The sequence below is a fragment of the Sodaliphilus pleomorphus genome, assembly GCF_009676955.1.
GTDB classification, from domain to species: Bacteria; Bacteroidota; Bacteroidia; order Bacteroidales; family Muribaculaceae; genus Sodaliphilus; species Sodaliphilus pleomorphus.
In genome coordinates, this window is sequence record NZ_CP045696.1 from 42,139 (window position 1) to 60,227 (window position 18,089).

16 protein-coding genes are annotated in these 18,089 nt (G+C 52.0%); 12 read left to right on the forward strand and 4 right to left on the reverse strand.

The annotated features are described in order from the left end of the window. Nucleotides 1–108: 108 nt before the first annotated feature. Nucleotides 109–255 (reverse strand): hypothetical protein, encoded by a 147-nt coding sequence (locus GF423_RS00260; RefSeq protein WP_154326453.1) that lies wholly within the window; start codon nucleotides 253–255, stop codon nucleotides 109–111. Between the two features lie 50 nt (nucleotides 256–305). Between GF423_RS00260 and GF423_RS00265 the strand changes: the two genes are divergently transcribed. From GF423_RS00265 to GF423_RS00320, 12 genes are all read left to right on the forward strand, one after another. Further along, entirely contained in the window at nucleotides 306–2,501 is a 2,196-nt protein-coding gene (locus GF423_RS00265; RefSeq protein WP_154326454.1) for a phage tail tape measure protein, read from the forward strand. Further along, on the forward strand, nucleotides 2,498–3,124 hold the full coding sequence (locus GF423_RS00270) for a DUF6046 domain-containing protein (protein WP_154326455.1): 627 nt from the start codon (nucleotides 2,498–2,500) through the stop codon (nucleotides 3,122–3,124). The genes GF423_RS00265 and GF423_RS00270 overlap by 4 nt, the downstream gene beginning before the upstream one ends. Before the next feature lie 11 nt (nucleotides 3,125–3,135). Further along, complete coding sequence (locus GF423_RS00275) at nucleotides 3,136–3,414, forward strand: hypothetical protein (RefSeq protein ID WP_154326456.1); 279 nt, start codon at nucleotides 3,136–3,138, stop codon at nucleotides 3,412–3,414. Further along, nucleotides 3,411–3,710, forward strand: coding sequence for a hypothetical protein (locus tag GF423_RS00280; RefSeq protein ID WP_154326457.1), 300 nt, complete (start codon nucleotides 3,411–3,413; stop codon nucleotides 3,708–3,710). The genes GF423_RS00275 and GF423_RS00280 overlap by 4 nt, the downstream gene beginning before the upstream one ends. A gap of 17 nt (nucleotides 3,711–3,727) precedes the next feature. Continuing rightward, on the forward strand, nucleotides 3,728–4,579 hold the full coding sequence (locus GF423_RS00285) for a hypothetical protein (protein WP_154326458.1): 852 nt from the start codon (nucleotides 3,728–3,730) through the stop codon (nucleotides 4,577–4,579). A 518-nt stretch (nucleotides 4,580–5,097) separates the two neighbouring features. Then, nucleotides 5,098–6,042, forward strand: a complete 945-nt coding sequence (locus GF423_RS00290) for a tail fiber protein (RefSeq protein WP_154326459.1) — start codon at nucleotides 5,098–5,100, stop codon at nucleotides 6,040–6,042. Between the two features lie 19 nt (nucleotides 6,043–6,061). Then, entirely contained in the window at nucleotides 6,062–7,642 is a 1,581-nt protein-coding gene (locus GF423_RS00295; RefSeq protein WP_154326460.1) for a coiled-coil domain-containing protein, read from the forward strand. Nucleotides 7,643–8,368: 726 nt separating this feature from the next. Continuing rightward, on the forward strand, nucleotides 8,369–9,526 hold the full coding sequence (locus GF423_RS00300; RefSeq protein ID WP_154326461.1) for a site-specific integrase: 1,158 nt from the start codon (nucleotides 8,369–8,371) through the stop codon (nucleotides 9,524–9,526). After that, entirely contained in the window at nucleotides 9,519–9,956 is a 438-nt protein-coding gene (locus tag GF423_RS00305; protein WP_154326462.1) for a hypothetical protein, read from the forward strand. Before GF423_RS00300 ends, GF423_RS00305 begins: the two co-directional genes overlap by 8 nt. Before the next feature lie 48 nt (nucleotides 9,957–10,004). After that, nucleotides 10,005–10,796, forward strand: a complete 792-nt coding sequence (locus GF423_RS00310; RefSeq protein ID WP_154326463.1) for a DNA adenine methylase — start codon at nucleotides 10,005–10,007, stop codon at nucleotides 10,794–10,796. Nucleotides 10,797–10,965: 169 nt separating this feature from the next. Next, nucleotides 10,966–11,208 (forward strand): hypothetical protein, encoded by a 243-nt coding sequence (locus GF423_RS00315; protein ID WP_154538262.1) that lies wholly within the window; start codon nucleotides 10,966–10,968, stop codon nucleotides 11,206–11,208. Between the two features lie 52 nt (nucleotides 11,209–11,260). Then, nucleotides 11,261–11,905 carry a thymidylate synthase gene (locus GF423_RS00320; protein WP_154326465.1) on the forward strand — a complete coding sequence of 215 codons (645 nt, stop codon included), beginning with the start codon at nucleotides 11,261–11,263 and terminating at the stop codon, nucleotides 11,903–11,905. A 270-nt stretch (nucleotides 11,906–12,175) separates the two neighbouring features. On the opposite strand, the gene GF423_RS00325 is transcribed toward GF423_RS00320, so the two are convergent. From GF423_RS00325 to GF423_RS00330, 3 genes are read right to left on the reverse strand one after another with little or no spacing between them, the layout of a single operon-like run. Next, nucleotides 12,176–13,312, reverse strand: a complete 1,137-nt coding sequence (locus GF423_RS00325; RefSeq protein ID WP_206113298.1) for an efflux RND transporter periplasmic adaptor subunit — start codon at nucleotides 13,310–13,312, stop codon at nucleotides 12,176–12,178. 11 nt (nucleotides 13,313–13,323) lie between these two features. Continuing rightward, nucleotides 13,324–14,472, reverse strand: coding sequence for a TolC family protein (locus GF423_RS14105; RefSeq protein WP_235911710.1), 1,149 nt, complete (start codon nucleotides 14,470–14,472; stop codon nucleotides 13,324–13,326). 32 nt (nucleotides 14,473–14,504) lie between these two features. Continuing rightward, nucleotides 14,505–17,657: an efflux RND transporter permease subunit gene (locus GF423_RS00330; protein WP_235911712.1), complete on the reverse strand. Its 3,153-nt coding sequence runs from the start codon at nucleotides 17,655–17,657 to the stop codon at nucleotides 14,505–14,507. Nucleotides 17,658–18,089 lie beyond the last annotated feature (432 nt).

The window sequence follows — 18,089 nt, forward strand, 5'->3', positions numbered from 1 at the left end:
GACAGCGGAAGAATGGGCGCGGCTATATAATGAGGCCCTGTGGCTGGAGCGGTGGCGCAACAGGAACAGGGCGGAACTTATAGCGGAGCTTTTCGGAGAGAAACGGCGTTAAAGCCAAGGAAGCGACCCGGGGCCTTTGCCTTTTAACATATCCCAAAAACCACGGCCAAGCCAAATGATAAAGCCGAGGAAGCCAGCTGTAAAAAGGATTTTTACCAGCACTCCTAAAAAAGATGTGAGCATTGCGGTAATCATGTGCTTGTTACTTAGGTTATCGTGCTACAAATATAATAAATAAAATTGATATGGCAAGCGTATTTGACTATATTTTCAACATAGGCGGAAATTTCACAGCCCAAATAAACGGAATGAGCGCTGCGGCCGGCGACTTTTCGGCAAAAGCTGAGGTTGCAGAGAGCCGGGGCCGTAGCTTTGCCGCGTCGCTTGCGACATTCTCATACTTAAAAGATGTAGCGCAGAATGTAACGGACGGTATAAGCCAGTTGACAGGTGCAGGAACAAAACTTGACAGCCAGATGCACGACCTCAGCGCGGTTGCGGGTGTTACCGGCGATAGTTTGAAACAAATCGAAGGATTTGCGAGGGAGTCGGCAAAAACATTTGGCACTGATGCCAGTGTTGCCGTTGAGGGGTACAAACTGTTGCTCTCGCAATTATCGCCGGAACTGGGTAAATACCCGGATGCTTTGCGCGAAATGGGCGACTGCATACAGACGACCAGCAAGCTGATGGGGAATGACGGTGCGGCCGCCGCTGAGGTACTGACAACGGCAATGAATCAGTTTGGCGTAAGTATGGAGGACCCGACGGCAGCAGCGGCAACAATGGCCGAGATGATGAACACAATGGCGGCAGCAGGTCAGGCCGGCTCGGCAGAGCTTCCGAGCATAGCGGCGGCGTTGAATCAATGCGGAATGGCGGCCAAGGCAGCCGGCGTGAGCTTCGAGGAAACTAACGCAGCAATTCAGGTGCTTGACAAATCAGGTAAAAAGGCGAGCGAGGGAGGTGTTGCCCTGCGCAATGTGCTGGGCCAACTAAGCAAAGGCCGGTTTATTGAGAAGCAAGCAGCTGATGAACTGAAAGCCGCCGGCATTGATGTGGTGGCACTCGGGGACAGCAGCAAAAGCCTCAAAGAACGCCTCGAAATGTTGAAACCGATGCTGAACGACTCCGCCCTGCTGTCAAAATTCTTTGGCGTTGAAAATGCCAATGCCGCACGTGCGCTTATACAGGGCACTGATGCGTTAGGCGATTTTACGGAAAAAGTAACGGGCACCACCAGCGCGACAGACCAAGCAGCTATCGTAATGGACAGCTACGCCGAGCGTCAAGCACGAGTTAACCAAAAAATCGAGGACTTCAAAATTACACTGTTCCAAGCTACCGGCGATTTTTCGCTGTGGGTCGGTACAATCGGCACAGCTCTGGTGCCGTTAGCCCAACTTTGTCCGTTAATTATGGGTGTTGGCAACCTTATGCTATGGGTGAAAAATCTAAATTGGGCCAGTATGTGGAATTGGATCCGTGGTGCCGTTTATACCTCACGCATACAAATGGCGTTAATGAACCGTGAATTAGTAACTGGGCAATTTGTGTCAAACGGTTTTTTAATCAACATTACACGCGCTACGCTTGCCGTTGTGCGTTTTGCCACTGTTGGAATTTTCAACGCGCTTAAAGGACTGGGCGCACTTGTTTTGTCTTTTGTAACAACCGGCACCGCTTCGGCCACGTTCTCCGGTATTGCGTCGGCTTCATTCGGAGCGTTCGCGACTTCCGCACGTGTCGCGTGCCGTGCTGTGAGTGTTGCAATTATGAATATACCTGTCGTTGGCTGGGTTATTGCCGGCATTACTGCGCTGGTCGCAATCGGTGTTTATTTTTGGAATACGTCAGTAAAGTTTCGCGCCGTGATTAAAGGTCTCTGGGCTGGATTTAAGGCGTTTTTTACAGGTTTGAAAGACCTTGCAAGTAAGGTTTTTTCAGCTATCGGCGACCTCATTCTTGCCTGCTTCAAATTTGACGGGCAAGGTATTAGTAACGCATTAGGAAAACTGAAAAACGCTTACTCCACCTACGGCAGCGAAATAGGCAAAGCGTTTAATGAAGCATACCAGGCTGAACTAAAAGCCGGAGGCGAAAAGGATGCTGCGGCCGAGGGCAAAAAGGCTTCCGGCGCAGTAGCAAAGGCCGTCCCCAGCGTAAACAGTGGAGGCGGTGCAGTTGGTGCCCCGGTAGGCGGAACCCCGAAAGTTGACCCGGTGGGCGGAAGCCTCAAAAGTGCCGGAGGCAGTAGCGCGGCAGCGTCGGCCGGTGGCGACGGTGGGAAAATCAAAAATATAACAATCAACATTGAAAAGTTGGTCGAAAAACTGGAACTGCATACAACAACACTGACCGAGGGCACGGAACAAATCAGAGAACGTGTTTTTGAGGCCCTTATGGGGGCGCTTAACGATACCCAAATAGCTACGGAATGAAACTACCAATAAGCATAAACCTGGCCGCGATGAGCTGGGCACAGCATGAGGCCAAACGCCTTGTGCGTTTCAAAAAAGGCCGTACCGGTCAGCCGCCGAGCTGGGAGGGACACGGCGAAGATATAACGACCCACACAGCCGGTCAGCCGTTGACGGACCGGGCGTACTGGGAGGGCCGTTATGTGCTGTGTGAACTTCGGATAGAGAACGAAGCCGGCGAGGGGGTAACGCTTGCGGATGCAGTAGTAAGCGTGAGCCGGGAGCGCCGGATAGTGAGCACTGCGCTTGTAGGGCGTGACGGCACCGTGAAAGAGTATATAAACGAGGGGGACTGGGCTATAAGCATAGTTGTGGGGCTGCAGGGCGTGCAGGACGGAGTAATGGCGGACGTGTGGCCTGATGCACAGGTGCGCGAGCTTCGGAAACTGCTGGAGACGAAAGAGGCGCTAAGGGTGCAGAGTTCGTTCCTGGATGTGTGGGGCATAAGCCGTATGGTGGTAAAAAGCATAAGCGCCACACAGCAGACCGACAGCAATTATCAGACCATGAGCATAAGCGCTGTGAGCGATGAGGACTACGAAATATTTTCAAACGACTACGAGGCACCGAAAGGGGCGGAATGAGGAGAGAGGCAATGAAAGGAATATTAATCGACATAGAGAGCGGCGACCTGCTGCTGGAGCGTGGACGTGTGGCAATAGGCGACACCGAGAGCCAGACGGCTGAGGCGGTAGTGGTAACGATGCGCGGAGAGATTAAAGAACACCCATTGTTAGGCGGTGAAGCCCGTAAACTGGAGGGAGGCACCGAGGACCGGATGTGGTCCGGAGAAGTCCGGGAGATGCTTCGCGGCTGTGGCGTGGAGTGTGAACGGGTGGTGAACGACAACGGCATAATAACGATAGAGCGATGAAAATAACCGTAAAAGAGCGGCAGACGCTGCTCGACATAGCGCTGATGACAGCCGGGACCGTAGCGGCGGCGATAGAAATAGCCGAGGCCAACGGGTTGAGCCTGACCGATGAGCTGAGCGACGGGCAGGTGCTTGAAGTTCCGGAACCGACGAGCGCGCGAGAGGCACAGATTGTGAGGCGCTACCGCGCGCAGGGTGTGGAACCGGCAACAGAAGCGAGCGCTGACGACCTGGGATTGTGCGCCTACGGCGGCATAAATTTTATGGGAATAGAGATTGATTTTGAAGTTTCATAAAACAAAAATATACAACAATGGCAAGGAGCATAAACGAGATAAAAGAGGAAGCGGCACGCGAATTTATGAAAAACGAGTGGGCTGCGGAGCGCTACGGTTTTGCTGTGGGTGCGCCGTTCGGCGACTACTTCGGGGCCGCGAGTGTGGAAAATATACTGCTTTATGTGTGGGCGGTGTGCGCGTGGGCCGTGGAGCAGCTTGTGGCGCGACACCGCGAGGAGGTGACGGCAGAGCTTGAGGAGCTGATGCCGCACCGCCCGAAATGGTACCGCGACAAGGTGCTGGAGTTTATGGAGGACCGGGAACTGATAGACGACACAGACCGGTACGACCTAAGCAGGATGAGCGAGAGCGAAATATCAGCGGCACGAGTGGTAAAACACGCTGTTGCTACCGAGAGCCGGGACGCCAGTCTGCTGACAATAAAGGTAGCCGGAGAGAGCGGCGGCAAGCGCCAACCGCTGAGCGAAGCCCAGGAGGGTAAGCTGCGCAGCTACATAGCCGAGATAAAAGATGCCGGGGTGCGCGTGGCGCTTGTGAATATGGAGGCGGACACATTCAGCTGCACGGTGGACGTGTATTATAACGCGCTACTGGAGCCGGAACGAGTGAAAGCCGACTGTGAGGCCACCATACAAAGCTATATAGAGAATTTGCCATTTAACGGCGAATATACAAATATGGCACTAATCGACGCGCTGCAAGCTGTGGAGGGCGTGAAGATAGCCGAGCTCAAAGGGAGCACGGCACAGGCGGCCAATGAACAGACGCCGACTGCCATAAACGCCCGACAGACACCGGCAGCAGGATATTTTAAGCCCGGTAAAATAACAGTAAATATGCAGGCTTATGACACGCAGAACGTATAAAGTAAATATAAAGCGTCTGGCTCTGCTGACGCTTCCGACATGGCTGCGGCGGCCGATAGTGGGCGCGCTGATATATGCCGGTGTTACACCACTGAACCGACTGCTCCAGGAACTGCGAACGCTGAGGGAGGAGACCAGTTACCGGGTGAATCATAACGGGCAAGTGTGTAAGCTACGCGGTGCCCTTAATGATGCTTTCGATGCGAAAGAGCGTCGCATAAAGGTAGAGGACGAGGACAGCGGCGGAACAGAGGGGGCGCGCGTATATCTGCGTAGCGAAGAGCGAGAGCTACCCGTGCCGGAGCGCAGCACCGGGCGCGCCGTGATAATAAACGGGCGCGGTTATGGGGGCGTGAGCGGTTATGACTTTTGGGTTACTCTGCCCCGGGCACTGCGCGGGGATATAGACGAAACGAGGTTGACAGCGACCGTAAACCGTTATAAACTTGCTTCAAAACGGTGGACAATAAATTACGAATAAAGGAGCATTAAAAACCGATTAAACAGCATTAAATAATATGGAAACAACAGGTAATTTTCTGACGCAGCCAAATAAGGATTTTCCGCTGGACTGCGAGACGCTGGAGATGTTGCAGGCAAACGCTGCACTTGTGGCAGCTCTGGGCAATATAGCCGGGGACAAAGTGATATTAAGCGGCTGCGAGGCGAGTGCCAACGGCAGCCGCAGAAGCGCCGGGCTTGTGTTTGTCCGGACGAAAGCCTACCCTAATGGGGAAGTGCTGAAATGGAGTGGCGGCGACACTACCGGCGGAATGTATGTAAAGGCCGAGGACATGCCGGTCAGTGCTATGGGCGTAGACTACCCGAAAGCATACACACGCCGAACACTTGCGCCCGGTGTTGGTGCGGAAAATTACCGCTGGGAGGACTTCAAAAAGCCCAAGACACCGGCAGAACTGGAAACACTTATCGGCGACCTTGAAAAGAAGCTGACAGCGGCAGAGAGCCGCGCCCAGAGTGAACCGCTGGGAGTGGTAAAGATGTGGGCCGGTGTGAAAGTGCCTGAGGGTTATGCGCTGTGCGACGGTGCAGCCCTCAGAGCAAGCGACTACCCGGAACTATATGCAGCGATAGGAACAGCGTTTAACAGCGCTGTGAACTACAACGGCAGCCAGAACACGACGCAAAGCGGATTTTTCAGGCTTCCGGACCTGCGGGGCCGTTTTGTGGTGGGTTACAGCGATGTCGACAACGATTATAAACAGTATGGCAACGGCGGTGGTGAGAAGAAGCACATGCTGAGCGTGGATGAGATGCCGAGCCACAGCCACGGGCTGAAATTCAGGAGTGAGAAGTGGGGGGACAACGCCAACAGGCGCCCGTTTCCTGACGCCGGCGGCACCGACAGCTACACAGCGAGCACCAGCACAGCCGGTGGCGGAGCGGCGCACGAGAACCGGCCACCCTATTATGTGCTGGCGTATATCATAAAAGTAAAATAACAGCAAACATAACAAGACAATGAAAAGAAGCATAGCGCAACTGAAAGAATGGTTCCGCAGGGGCAAATACCCGACAGAGAGCCAATTCCGGGACTGGCTGGAGAGCTACGTGCACAAGGACGAGACAGTGCCGGTGTCGCAAGTTGAGGACCTGCCACGGCTGCTGAACGGCAAATTCAGCACTTCGCGAGGCGAATCGGTGGAGAGAGAGGCGGCGGCATTGCGCCTGAAGTTTGACCGACACAAAGAGGATGCCGATGACGAGTTCGAGAAGATAGAGAACAACCGGCAGGCACTTGTTGCCGAGGACGAGCGTCAGCAGGGAGAAATTGACGCACAACAGGCGCAGATTAACACGGCTACCGGGCAACTGGAGACGGTGCGGAAGCTGCTGCACAGCGGGGCGAGCTGGACGACGGTAAAGGCGGCGTTTGACGTGCTGGGCGGCAATTACAGCAGCCTGTGGGCTCTGGCGAACACCGTAAAAACATTCTTAGAAGCAAGCGACACCTCGGACGCGACCATCAACCGGTGGCAGGAACTTGAATCGTTTTTGCAGGGAATAACCGACACTGACAGCCTGACCGGGCTGCTTGAAACGATGAAGCAGGAAATCGGGACTGCTTATTTGAACGACCTTAGAAAAACGGCGGATGAGCTGAGCGGTATTCCGGCGACTTATGCGGAGCTTGTAGAACGGAGAGCGCGCGGGGGGATGTTGCCCGGCACCTTATACCGCATAACGGACTACGAGACAATGGTGGCGAACGACCCGGAGGCACGGAGTGCGGGGCACCCGTTTGACGTGGTTGTAATGGCTCTGGATGAGCATACCCTATCGGAGCGGGCATGGGCGATGCACAGCGCGCGCGATGCTGCCGGCTACTTCGGGAAATCGAAGTTGGAGGCATGGCAGGTATGGTATTGCCTGGATAATGACGATACGCGCTTCCAATGGGCAGACACGACCCGAGGCAAGGGTGTAATATACCGGCTTATCGACGAGTGGGGTAACGACTGCCCGTATGACTTCAAGAATGTGCAGTTCAAGCGCTGCAATACGACAGGCGATTTTGTGGATAATGTTGTGGACGATGCAGATTGGCCGAACACACATTATATTCTGAGCCCAAGCATGAACGGCCAGGCTGATATGACGGCAGATGAAACAGACTATAAATGGCTGTACACTTTTACATATCTGGAGCAGATGCAGGATGTAAGGGATGCCAGCCTTATTAACGAAGTAAATGCGGACTTTGAATCCGCCTATTATAATAAGGCTTGCAACTGCAATGAAATGCAGGCGTATTACATAGGCGAATTTATAGATGATACAACGTTTGCGACGCAAGCGCTGAACAATATCGTATTAAGTTCGTATGACGAAGAAAACGGGGCTGCTGTAAAGATGTACGGCAACAAATGGGGCGCCGGGTGCTTTAATATGACGTTTCATGAGCACTGCTATGGGAATAGCTTCGGAGTGAATTGCTATTGTCTCATAGGCTTTAAACTCTATTACAACACATTCGGGAACGAGTGTTACAATAACACGTTCGGGAACGATTGCGATAAACGTTCGGGAACGTTGCGGTAACACGTTCGGGAACGACTGCCGGCAATACGTTCGGGAACAGTTGCCGGTAACACGTTCGGGAACGTTGCCGGTAACACGTTCGGGAACGTTGCGGTAAACGTTCGGGAACATTGCGATAACACGTTCGGGAACGATTGCGATAACACGTTCGGGAACGATTGCGAATAACACGTTCGGGAACAGTTCGGATAAACGTTCGGGAACAGTTGCGATAAACGTTCGGGAACGACTTCCGGTAAACGTTCGGGAACAGTTGCCGGTAACACGTTCGGGAACAGTTGCCGGTAACACGTTCGGGAACTACTTGCAATATATAACGGCCGGTGAGGGCGTTAAATATCTGAATGTGACTGGCGGAAGCGACGTTAAACACTTTGTGCAGAACGCTCATATATTGAACGGTACGAGCGGCAAGGACAGCAAAAACCTGCTGACGGTGGGGCTTCCTGAAATGTCGACAGTGTGCCGATATGTCGGGCAAAATACGGCCGGTGTACTAAAAATTTGGGTGCCGGCAGACCTGGTGTAAAACAGAGGTGTTTGCGCAATGTTGCAGTAATAAAGCAATAAAGCGCAAACACCCTGAACAGTTCCGGGGCGAGAGCGCTGCGGTAAACGGTCGAGAATGAAAGAATTAGGCAGTCGAAATGTTGTGGGTTGCATTAGTTGTTCCCGAACTATTCCTAATATATTTAAGGGAGCAATAAAACAAAAACAACAATCGATATGCTTAGAAAAATTCGTTACAAGCTGGTTTATAACCGAGCACGCCGGCTGAATAAGCGCGGCGAGGGTCTGATAGAAATAGAATGTACGCAACAGAAACGGCGCATATATTTCACGACCCACACCTACGTTAAGCCCGAAAATTTTGCGGACGGAATGGTAACAGGCACACCGAACGCCACAGGGCTGAATTATGCACTTTGCCTGATGATACAAGACGTGGAACGTGTAGAACTGGAATATATTAAAAAAGGCGTTGAGGTCAGTTTGCCGATGCTTCGGGAGGCTGTGCGGTCGCACATATCGCCTGCGGCAAAGCTGCACGACTTCGGGCTCCAGGTAGTTGAGCAGAGCGAGCGCAAAGAACTTACAAAGCTGAACTATCAAACGTTGCTGAACAATATAGAAAAGTTCCGCAAAAACGCGCTTGTCAGTGATGTGGACTATCAATTCCTCGTAAATTATGACAAGTGGCTACGGGAGAGCGGAATCGCCCACAATACACGAATAAGCAGGCTGAGGCTGCTGCGTGCGTTGCTCAATGAGGCAATAAAGCGCGACATAATTCAGGCTAACCCGTTTGACCGTTTCCGCATACAGCAAATGGTCTCTAAAAAGGGATTTTTAACTACCGGGCAACTGCGCAAACTTGAAAGGCTGGAGCTCAAAGGCAAAGAGGAAAAGGTACGCGATGCGTTCCTGATAGGTTGTTATACAGGGCTGCGCTTTTCCGACATTGTAACACTCCGCAACGAGCATATAAAAGGCGGCTGGCTAACAAAGAAAATGGTGAAAACGGGCTTTATGGTGGAGCTCCCTATCGGTGAGCTGTTCGGTGGCAAAATGGCGGAACTGATAGCAAAATATAACGGCAATGTGGAACGGGTTACAAAAGTTCTCGGCTCTAACGCCGCTGTCAATAAAGTTTTGAGGCAGCTGCTTAACACGGTTGGCGCGGACTCAAAAATTACGTTTCATTCGTCGCGGCATACTTTCGCGACGCTTTTAGGACAGTCCGGGGTCCAGCTTACGACCATTCAAAAACTGCTCGGACACCAAAAATTGCAGACCACGCAAATTTACAGTGAAGTGGACCGCAAGGCAATAACTAATGACCTTAAAAAAGGGCGAAAACGCAAAAATAAAAGTGATGAATAAGAAAATTTTAGTAGGCAGCCGGGCATTTTTCGACGGCTGCGAGGGCTTCAGAAGCAAAGACCGCGACTATCTGGAGTTAGTGGAGAACCCAACAGGCTTCAAATGGCGACGTGAGCAGTCGCTTCGTGGTGTATGCACATTCAGCTATAAGCTGGAACCGGTGGCCGACATGGTGCGGCGCACGCTGGAGAGCGGCGACGCGCTGCTCGTTGGCAAATTCCTTGTGTCCGAGGTCGCCGAGACTATCGGCGCAACTGTGGCCGACATTATGCCCCTTGAGGCACTGTTGCCGAAGCTGGACAAAAAGCACGAATATGTAGCGGCCATTTTCAACGCCGTTAAGCAGAACGGCTCTTTTGAGCTTACCGATGAGCAACGTGCTGCGGCCTATGAGATTTATAAACAAGTCAGAGAAAAAGCAAAAGACTGAGAATTATGCTGAATGTGTAGGAACTACAAATGTGCGCCACTGCCTTTTATGGGACAAAAGCGCTATTTTATCAGGGACTTTTCCGAAGTCCTGAAGCAAGTGGCAGGACAAATTGATACGGTGGTCGACCTTTTCGGAGGCTCCGGGCTGCTGTCGTACACGGCTAAAAAGGTGCTGCCGGGGTGCAGGGTGATATACAACGACTTCGACCATTACGACCGACGACTGGCAGCAGTAGAGGATACAAACGCCATTTTAACGACGATTAAACAGCGTTTATCCGGCGTTCAGGCAAACCAGCGACTAACGCAGAAGCAGCGTGCCGATGTGCTGCGCATTGTGGAGGAAGCACAGAACCGGCTCGGCTGGGTCGACATTATGACGATTGGCAGGTCGGTGCTTTTCTCCGGCAAATGGGTTACAAGTCTGGAGGAACTGCGCAAACATACGATGTATAACAGGGTAAGACCCGGCGCTTATGAAAGTGCCAGCTATCTGGACGGGCTGGAGGTCGTACACATGGACTACCGGGAACTGTTCGAGCGCGAGCGCGGCAACATGCGGGCGCTGTTTGTGCTGGACCCGCCGTATCTTACGACGGAGTGCGGAATGTATGAGAATTATTGGAAGCTGACCGACTACCTCAATGTGCTGCGCTTGCTGCACGGAACGAAATACATTTATTTCACGTCTGATAAATCGCAGATTGTGGAGCTTTGCCAGTTCATGGCTGACGAGTACGGAGAGGCAGCACCAATGTATGGTGCAACAGTCCGCATGAGGACAAACCACCTGAATTATCAGGCAAAATTTAATGATATGATGATAACAAAGCTCTGACCCATTCAGCACGGAGGCATAGAAAAAGCCCCCGGCTTGATTTGCAGTTTTCCTACGACATACAAATACAAAACGCCAATGCGCATAAGCCGGGGGCAAAAGCCTTTCGACTGCGCATTGGCGTAATGTTGAATGTCGTAGGAGTTGCAAAGTTAGCAAAAATTACTGAATGACAGTGTATGAAGCATTAAAATTGTGCGGCGGAGTTATTGAGAAACTGGAGAAAGCCGGAGTAAAGCCCACGGATCATAAATATGTCGCCTTGTTTGATGACTACCGGAGAGCGAAGCAGCGAGGTGAGAAAATCAGTTATATTGTTCTTTGCCTGGCTCAGCGTTACAATATGAGCGAGCGCAATGTTTATGAGGTTGTGAAACGCCTGGGAAGCGACTGCAAAAGTGCTTCACTGTAATGCGGCTGTAAGATGCCCGGGAACTCACAGAAACGGCCTAATTTCGCACCGAATGACAACAAACAAGTATTACGCCATGCTCGACAAGATATTGCAGCACGGCAAACGACAGAGCAATAAAAAAGGCGACATAATCTATTTGCTCAATGAGCAGCTGCATTTGTCGCCTGCTGATTTGCTGGACATATTCGAGAGCCACAATATTGCGCGCAAGAAGTTGCGCAATGAACTCAGCCTGTTTATGGCCGGTGAAAGAGACTTGACAAAGTACCGAGAAGTCGGGATAAATTGGTGGGATTATTGCGGGCAAATTCTCATTAACAGTTATCCGACCTATTTTGAGAAGTTGCCCGGTTTAATCGAGCAAATCAATCGAGAGAAGCGGAACAGTAAAAATTATGTGCTGTTCTTAGGCTCAACAGGAGCAGAAACAAATCAGGCGCCTTGTTTAAGCCTGATTCAGTTCCAGCTCGAAGACGGCGAATTAGTTTTGTCAGCCTATCAGAGAAGCAGCGACGCGAACTTAGGTTTACCAGCTGACATTTACCATTTGTATTTGATAGCGCGACAAATAGACGCGCCGTTAAAATCTATCACGTTGAATTTGGGAAACGTTCACATTTACGCTAACAACGTAGAGAGAACGCGCGAACTTTTGGCCGGAAATGAAGCTGTAAGATTTGACCTGAACGTTTGAACAGAGGCAGCGAAAGAGACAACAAGAACGCCGATTAAAGGCCATTGAAAAGGCTTTTAATCGGCGTTTAATCAATTCTGAGGACTGAGAAAAAAGGAAGCGAAAAAAAGAGAAGATTTGCTCGTTTCGTTTTTAATTCGTGCTCATTTCGTTTTTGCGATTATAGTACATTGGCTTCTCTTACTAACCAAAAAGTAGGAATTGGATAGATAAAGATAACAGGCATAGCAGCTTTAACTCCCTTTAACACGACAGCGCTGTGCAGTACCGCTACTCTTCGCCCACTTCGTGCTTCTTCCACTCCGACATGAGCGTGTAGGCCCCCTGCACGACAACGAGCTCGCCCTGGTTCAAGCCCGAGAGTATCTCGGTCATGCCATTCTCTTTGCGTCCGGTCCTCACGACACGCGGCACAAATATTTTCTTGCCTTTGCCAGGCTTGTAAATGAAAACGAAACTGCGAGACTCGTCGGTGGCGATGCCATCGTCGGGCACAGCGGGTGACTTGCGTGTGATCGTGACAATACTGGCCCTGACATACATGCCTGCCACCAGGCCGCTCTTGTTGCCGTCGATTGCAATGCGGGCATGCACGGCCTTGCTGCTGTCGTCGAGGATGCCTCCTATCGATTTCACTCTTCCAGCCAAGCGTGTGTCTCCTATTGTGACTTTAGCCTTCTGGCCGACGCGCAGCTTGCCCAAATCGCGTTCATACACGAGAACGTCGGCATAAAGGCGGTTGTTGTTAACGATCGAGAATAATTTGGCAGTGGGATCGGCATATTGCCCCAAGGCTGCGGCTACATGCTCGACAGTGCCATCGATAGGGCTTCTCACAGCAATTTCGGTCGCGAGTTGTCCCCGTACTGCAGCCTGCGGGCTGATGCCCAGTAGCTGCAACTGGCGGGCTGTGGTGCGCACCTCGGCCTGCATGGCACGATACTCTGAGGCAACTTGCTGGTAGTCTTTGCCTGCGTTCACCTTGTGGCTGTAGAGCGTCTTTTGCCGCTCATATTCCTCACCGAGATAGACGAGTTTCTCCTTGGCCTGCACAAGACGCCGCTGCATGTCGATGAGATCGGCGTGGGATAACAGTGCCAATACTTGTCCTCTACTCACTCGCTGGCCCTCGGTCACCAGTATGCGTTTTACATTAGCTCCCATGGGAGCACTCACCTCGGCCCTGTCTTGCGGCTCTGTCTTGAGTTGCCCGTTGACATTGAGACTTCCAGTAAAGGTGTAGTAGGGCATTGTCTCGACTGCTACCCCCGAAAGTTTGAATTGTGAAGGTGTGAGTGTGACCACAGCGCTATCGTTTTCCTGTTCTTCACTCTGGTCGCTATCGTTAGTCCTTGTGCAGGCCGCCAGCAACGCGAGCAGTATCACTGCACATGCTATATTGTTCATTGTTGCTATTTTCATTTGTTTCGGTAATATTCAATATTAAATTTTGTTTCCAATAGTTTTTGATAGGCGTCGATGTAGCTGAATTCCACGTCCATTGTCGTCTTCAAAGCTTGTATGAAGTCGAGATATCCTATCTGCCCCTCACGGTAAGACAAAAGCGCATTGCGCCGCTGCTCGTTGGCGAGGGGCAAGGCACTCTTGCGGTAATACTCCACAGTGCGCTGCCACTTGCTATAGTCGCAGTTCAGTTGACGGTTGTGTACATCGATGCGCCATTGTTGGTCGTTGAGCTCGGTATGAGCTTTCTCAATTTCAACAAGAGCCGATTGCCGGCGTGCCTTGTTAGCCCCCATGTCTACAGGCACACTCACCCCCACGCTCCACGACCAGTAGCCCAAGCGCGACCCTATCATTTGGCTTCCCAGCTCAACGTAAAGTTTGGGAAGGGCATTGGCTCGCATTTCTTTTGAGATGTCGCTGGCCAGCTTCACCTTCTCGTTGGCAAGAACAATGGCTGGGTGAGCTCCAAGCATGGCAGCCGATGTTGCTACTTGCTCATCGACAATCACAGTGTCCGACTGGTACAGGGTGTCGGGACTCAGCCATCGGCTCAAGTCGATGTGTGCCTTTTCGACGTCTTTCTCGGCTTCGATCACATTCAGCTCCACACGCCGATGCTCGCTTTGGGCCGATTGGTACTCAAGCAACGAGGCTGCACGTGTGTCGTAGCGCAAGCGGGCAGCTTCGACAAAGCGTGTATACAGCTCAGCCTGCTTGCGATACAGCTCCAGCCGCAGCCGTGCCATTTGGTCGGCGGCATAGGCTGAGCTCACTTGCAGTTGCAACTGTTGTTCAAGCACGCGGGTCGTAGCATGAGCCACACGTGTTTCTTGCTGCAGGCGTTGCCAGCGGGCTTTGACCGAAAAAATGTCGAGATTCTGGCGTGCTGCCAGCAGTGTTGTCACAGCATCGTTGCCACGTCCTATCTCTTCGCCCCCCATCGACAGCTCAAGGTTGCCGAAGTCTCTTGCCGTGCGTTGCATTGCAAGGGTGCTTTGAGTGTGCAGGCGCGATGCTTTGAGAGCTGGATAGCGATTCATGGCCATGGCAATGGCTTCTTGCAGACTTATGCTCGGTTGCGCCTGCAGTGATGCTGCCATCAACAAGGTACAGAGTATTGAAACAATGATTTTCATTTCTTCGTTTTTTTATTGTTAAACAATGTGTAGATTACGGGCAAGATAATCAGGGTAAGGATAGTCGACGATATGAGCCCTCCTATCACCACTGTGGCCAGCGGACGCTGCACCTCGCCACCTGCCGACTCACTCACCGCCATGGGTAGAAAACCAAGCATTGCTGCCAGGGCTGTGAGCATAATGGGGCGCAGTCGCTCGCGTGTGCCCGAGTAGATGCGCCGTGCAATGCTGGTGATGCCTGCGGCCTCGAGCGTGTTGAAGCGGTTCATGAGCACAAGCCCGTTGAGCACTGCTACTCCCGAGAGAACAATGAAGCCCACACCAGCCGAGATGCTGAATGGCATGCCTCGCAACCACAAGGCAAGGATGCCGCCCATTGTCGACAGCGGCACGGCTATGTAGATCATGAGAGCTTGTTTCACCGACTTTAGCGCCGAGTACAGCATCACAAAGATGATGACTAATGCCACAGGCAGCACAATGCCGAGTCGGGATTTGGCTTCTTGTAGGTTTTGAAACGAACCGCCGTAGCTTATGCGGTATCCGGTGGGCAAAGTGAGTGTGCTGTCGAGTGCCTTCTTGATGTCGCCCACCACTGTCGAAATGTCGCGGCCACGCACGTTGAGCCCCACATAGGTGCGGCGCGATGACCTGTCGCGCGATATCTGCATGGGCCCCGGGGCGTAGCTTATGTTGGCTATTTCGTTCAGTGGGATTTGCTGTCCCGATGGCGTGTCGACATACAACAGTTTCAAGTCGTCGATACTCTGCCGGTAGGGCTGGCTCAGTCTCAAAACCAGGTCAAAGCGTTTCTCGCCTTCCTGTACCTCGCCGGCTTTGGCTCCTGCAAAACCGGTGCTCACACTCTGATTTATCTTTTCAATGTCGAGCCCGTATTGCGCAAGTTTCTTGCGGTCGTAGTTTATCGTGATCTGGGGCAAGCCTGCGGCGCGTTCCAGAGCCACGTCCTTGGCTCCAGGCACTTGGCTAATGATGGCTTGCATGCGCTCGCCTATGGCATTGAGCGAGTCGAGGTTCTCGCCATAGAGCACGACGGCCACATCCTCGCGTACGCCAGTGAGCAACTCGTTGAAGCGCAACTCTACTGGCTGACTGAACGAGAATGTGAGGCCAGGCAGACTTGATAGACGCTTCTCTATCTTGGCAATGAGTTCCTTTTTGGTTTTGGCGCTTTTCCACCTGCGCCTGTCTTTCTCCAGAATGATGAAGCTGTCGGTATAATCGAAACCCATGGGGTCGGTAGGAATGTCGGCTACGCCTATTCGGGCACACACCGTCTTAATCTCGGGGAACGATGCCAAAAGCACACGTTCCACTTCCTGTTCACGCTTTATCGTTTCACTGAGTGAACTGCCTGGACGCAAAAAAGTCTGCATCGCGATATCTCCCTCGTCGAGGCTAGGGATGAACTCGCTCCCCATGCGGCTCAGCATGATACCGCTGCCAGCCAGAAGGATTGCTGAGACAGCCAGAGTCGACACCTTGTGCTTCATTGCACACTTTAGTACGGGGTGATAGATGCTGTAGAGCATGCTCATAACGCCGTGGCTTGCACGTTCCAGACACAACTCAACACGTGTCAGCCACATCCACCGGCGCCCAAGAGGCCGCATAGAAAGCGTTGTAACCATAGGAACATAGGTGAGGCATAGCAAGATGGCGCCAAGCAGGGCAAACGAGAAGGTGAACGCCATGGGACGGAACATCTTGCCACTCACCCCTTCCAGAAAGAGAATAGGAGCGAAGACGACAAGAATGATCATTTGACCGAAAAAAGCAGAGTGCATCATGGTACTGGCAGCCTTGTTGGTCAACTGGTTCATCTCGTTCTGGCTGAGACTGGCAATGCGGCAATCTTTCCCCTTCAAGTGTTTGGTAAGCTCGTGCACGGTGCCCTCAACGATAATTACGGCTCCGTCAACGATGATGCCAAAGTCGATCGCGCCTAAGCTCATCAAGTTGGCACCTACACCGAAAATGCGCATGAGAATGAATGCAAACAGGAGCGACAACGGAATAACCGATGCTGTGACCAGTCCGCCTCGCAGACTTCCCAGCAACACAACAAGCACAAAGATAACGATGAGTGCCCCCTCGGTAAGGTTGCTGGCTATAGTCGACGTAGTGCGCTCGATGAGCTGAGACCGGTCGAGAAACGGCTTGATCTGGACACCTGGCGGCAGTGTGCGCTGTATCTCACTCAGCCTTGATTTCACTTTACCTATGACTTCGGCAGAATTGGCTCCCTTAAGCATGAGTATGGTGCCGCCCACGGCCTCATGACCATCTTGCGTGAAAGCCCCGTAACGCATAGGCGAGCCATAGTGCACCTCGTCGGCAGCATCTCCTATGGTGATGGGGACTCCACTGGTGTTTTTCACCACAATGTTTTTAATGTCGTCAAGACTCTTTATAATGCCATCGCCGCGTATGAAGTTAGCCTTATGGTCTTTCTCAATATAGGCCCCACCAGTATTGATATTGTTTTTATGCAGGGCTTCGAAGAGCTCGTTTATGCTCACGTGCAAGGCGTTGAGCTTTGCTGGCGAGAATGCGATCTCATATTGTTTCACACTTCCGCCGAAGGAGTTTACTTCGACCACACCTGGTATCATGATCAGTTGGCGTTTAACCGTCCAGTCTTGCAGTGTACGCAGTTCCTGAGCAGTATAAATGCCGGTGTCGGCAATGAGGGTGTATTGAAGAATTTCTCCCAGGCCTGTGCTAATAGGGCCCATTTCGGGTGTGCCAAAGCCCTCGGGGATGTTATCTTTCACCTCATTGAGCTTCTCTTGCACGAGCTGTCGGGGCAAGTAGGTGCCCATTTTCTCTTTAAAAATGACGGTGACCACCGAGAGGCCGAAACGCGAAATGCTGCGCAGGTCTTCCACACCAGGAAGGTTGCTCATGGCCATCTCCACGGGGTAGGTCACATATTGCTCGATGTCGGTAGTCGACAGGTTTGGTGATACGGTTATCACTTGCACCTGATTGTTGGTGATATCGGGCGTTGAGTCTACATTTATCGAGTTCATCGCCCATATCCCCCCAGCAATGATGGCTATCACCATCATGCCAATGTTGATCTTGTGTGTGATGGAGTAATGTATAATCTTATCAATCATGTTGTTGCGTATTTATTTTACTGCAAGTCTGGCAGAGTTGCTTCCTGTGCCATACACATGACCAGGCATAGCACCACATACTTGCGGCAGCTCAGTGTTGCCGAATAAAATAAGATGGAATTGTGCAGTGAAGAGATAAAAAATGGTGTTTTACAACTGTGCTGGCGGTGGCGGTCGCAGAGTGAATGCCTCGTCAGCCCATAGGGCAACATGTGGCGAGCCATAGTGGCGAGCGGCCGCGACACTGCCTGCGCAGTACAGGTTGATTGATGCCTCAAGTGTAGCCTGCGCGCAGAAACCTCGACAAGGGGTTGCCGTGCGATGCTTGCAAGGCTGCCGCAACTTGCTGCATAACAGTGGCGCGCAGTCACATGATGTGAGCACAAGATGATGTTGTATTGATTTGGTTGAATGCGACTGTTGGCCGATGTG

What these genes read in the sequence shown, in the direction of transcription:
- GF423_RS00260 (WP_154326453.1), bottom strand. Translation starts at nt 255, where the DNA reads ATGATTACCGCAATGCTCACATCTTTTTTAGGAGTGCTGGTAAAAATC.
- GF423_RS00265 (WP_154326454.1), top strand. Translation starts at nt 306, where the DNA reads ATGGCAAGCGTATTTGACTATATTTTCAACATAGGCGGAAATTTCACA.
- GF423_RS00270 (WP_154326455.1), top strand. Translation starts at nt 2,498, where the DNA reads ATGAAACTACCAATAAGCATAAACCTGGCCGCGATGAGCTGGGCACAG.
- GF423_RS00275 (WP_154326456.1), top strand. Translation starts at nt 3,136, where the DNA reads ATGAAAGGAATATTAATCGACATAGAGAGCGGCGACCTGCTGCTGGAG.
- GF423_RS00280 (WP_154326457.1), top strand. Translation starts at nt 3,411, where the DNA reads ATGAAAATAACCGTAAAAGAGCGGCAGACGCTGCTCGACATAGCGCTG.
- GF423_RS00285 (WP_154326458.1), top strand. Translation starts at nt 3,728, where the DNA reads ATGGCAAGGAGCATAAACGAGATAAAAGAGGAAGCGGCACGCGAATTT.
- GF423_RS00290 (WP_154326459.1), top strand. Translation starts at nt 5,098, where the DNA reads ATGGAAACAACAGGTAATTTTCTGACGCAGCCAAATAAGGATTTTCCG.
- GF423_RS00295 (WP_154326460.1), top strand. Translation starts at nt 6,062, where the DNA reads ATGAAAAGAAGCATAGCGCAACTGAAAGAATGGTTCCGCAGGGGCAAA.
- GF423_RS00300 (WP_154326461.1), top strand. Translation starts at nt 8,369, where the DNA reads ATGCTTAGAAAAATTCGTTACAAGCTGGTTTATAACCGAGCACGCCGG.
- GF423_RS00305 (WP_154326462.1), top strand. Translation starts at nt 9,519, where the DNA reads ATGAATAAGAAAATTTTAGTAGGCAGCCGGGCATTTTTCGACGGCTGC.
- GF423_RS00310 (WP_154326463.1), top strand. Translation starts at nt 10,005, where the DNA reads ATGGGACAAAAGCGCTATTTTATCAGGGACTTTTCCGAAGTCCTGAAG.
- GF423_RS00315 (WP_154538262.1), top strand. Translation starts at nt 10,966, where the DNA reads ATGACAGTGTATGAAGCATTAAAATTGTGCGGCGGAGTTATTGAGAAA.
- GF423_RS00320 (WP_154326465.1), top strand. Translation starts at nt 11,261, where the DNA reads ATGACAACAAACAAGTATTACGCCATGCTCGACAAGATATTGCAGCAC.
- GF423_RS00325 (WP_206113298.1), bottom strand. Translation starts at nt 13,312, where the DNA reads ATGAACAATATAGCATGTGCAGTGATACTGCTCGCGTTGCTGGCGGCC.
- GF423_RS14105 (WP_235911710.1), bottom strand. Translation starts at nt 14,472, where the DNA reads ATGGCAGCATCACTGCAGGCGCAACCGAGCATAAGTCTGCAAGAAGCC.
- GF423_RS00330 (WP_235911712.1), bottom strand. Translation starts at nt 17,657, where the DNA reads ATGATTGATAAGATTATACATTACTCCATCACACACAAGATCAACATT.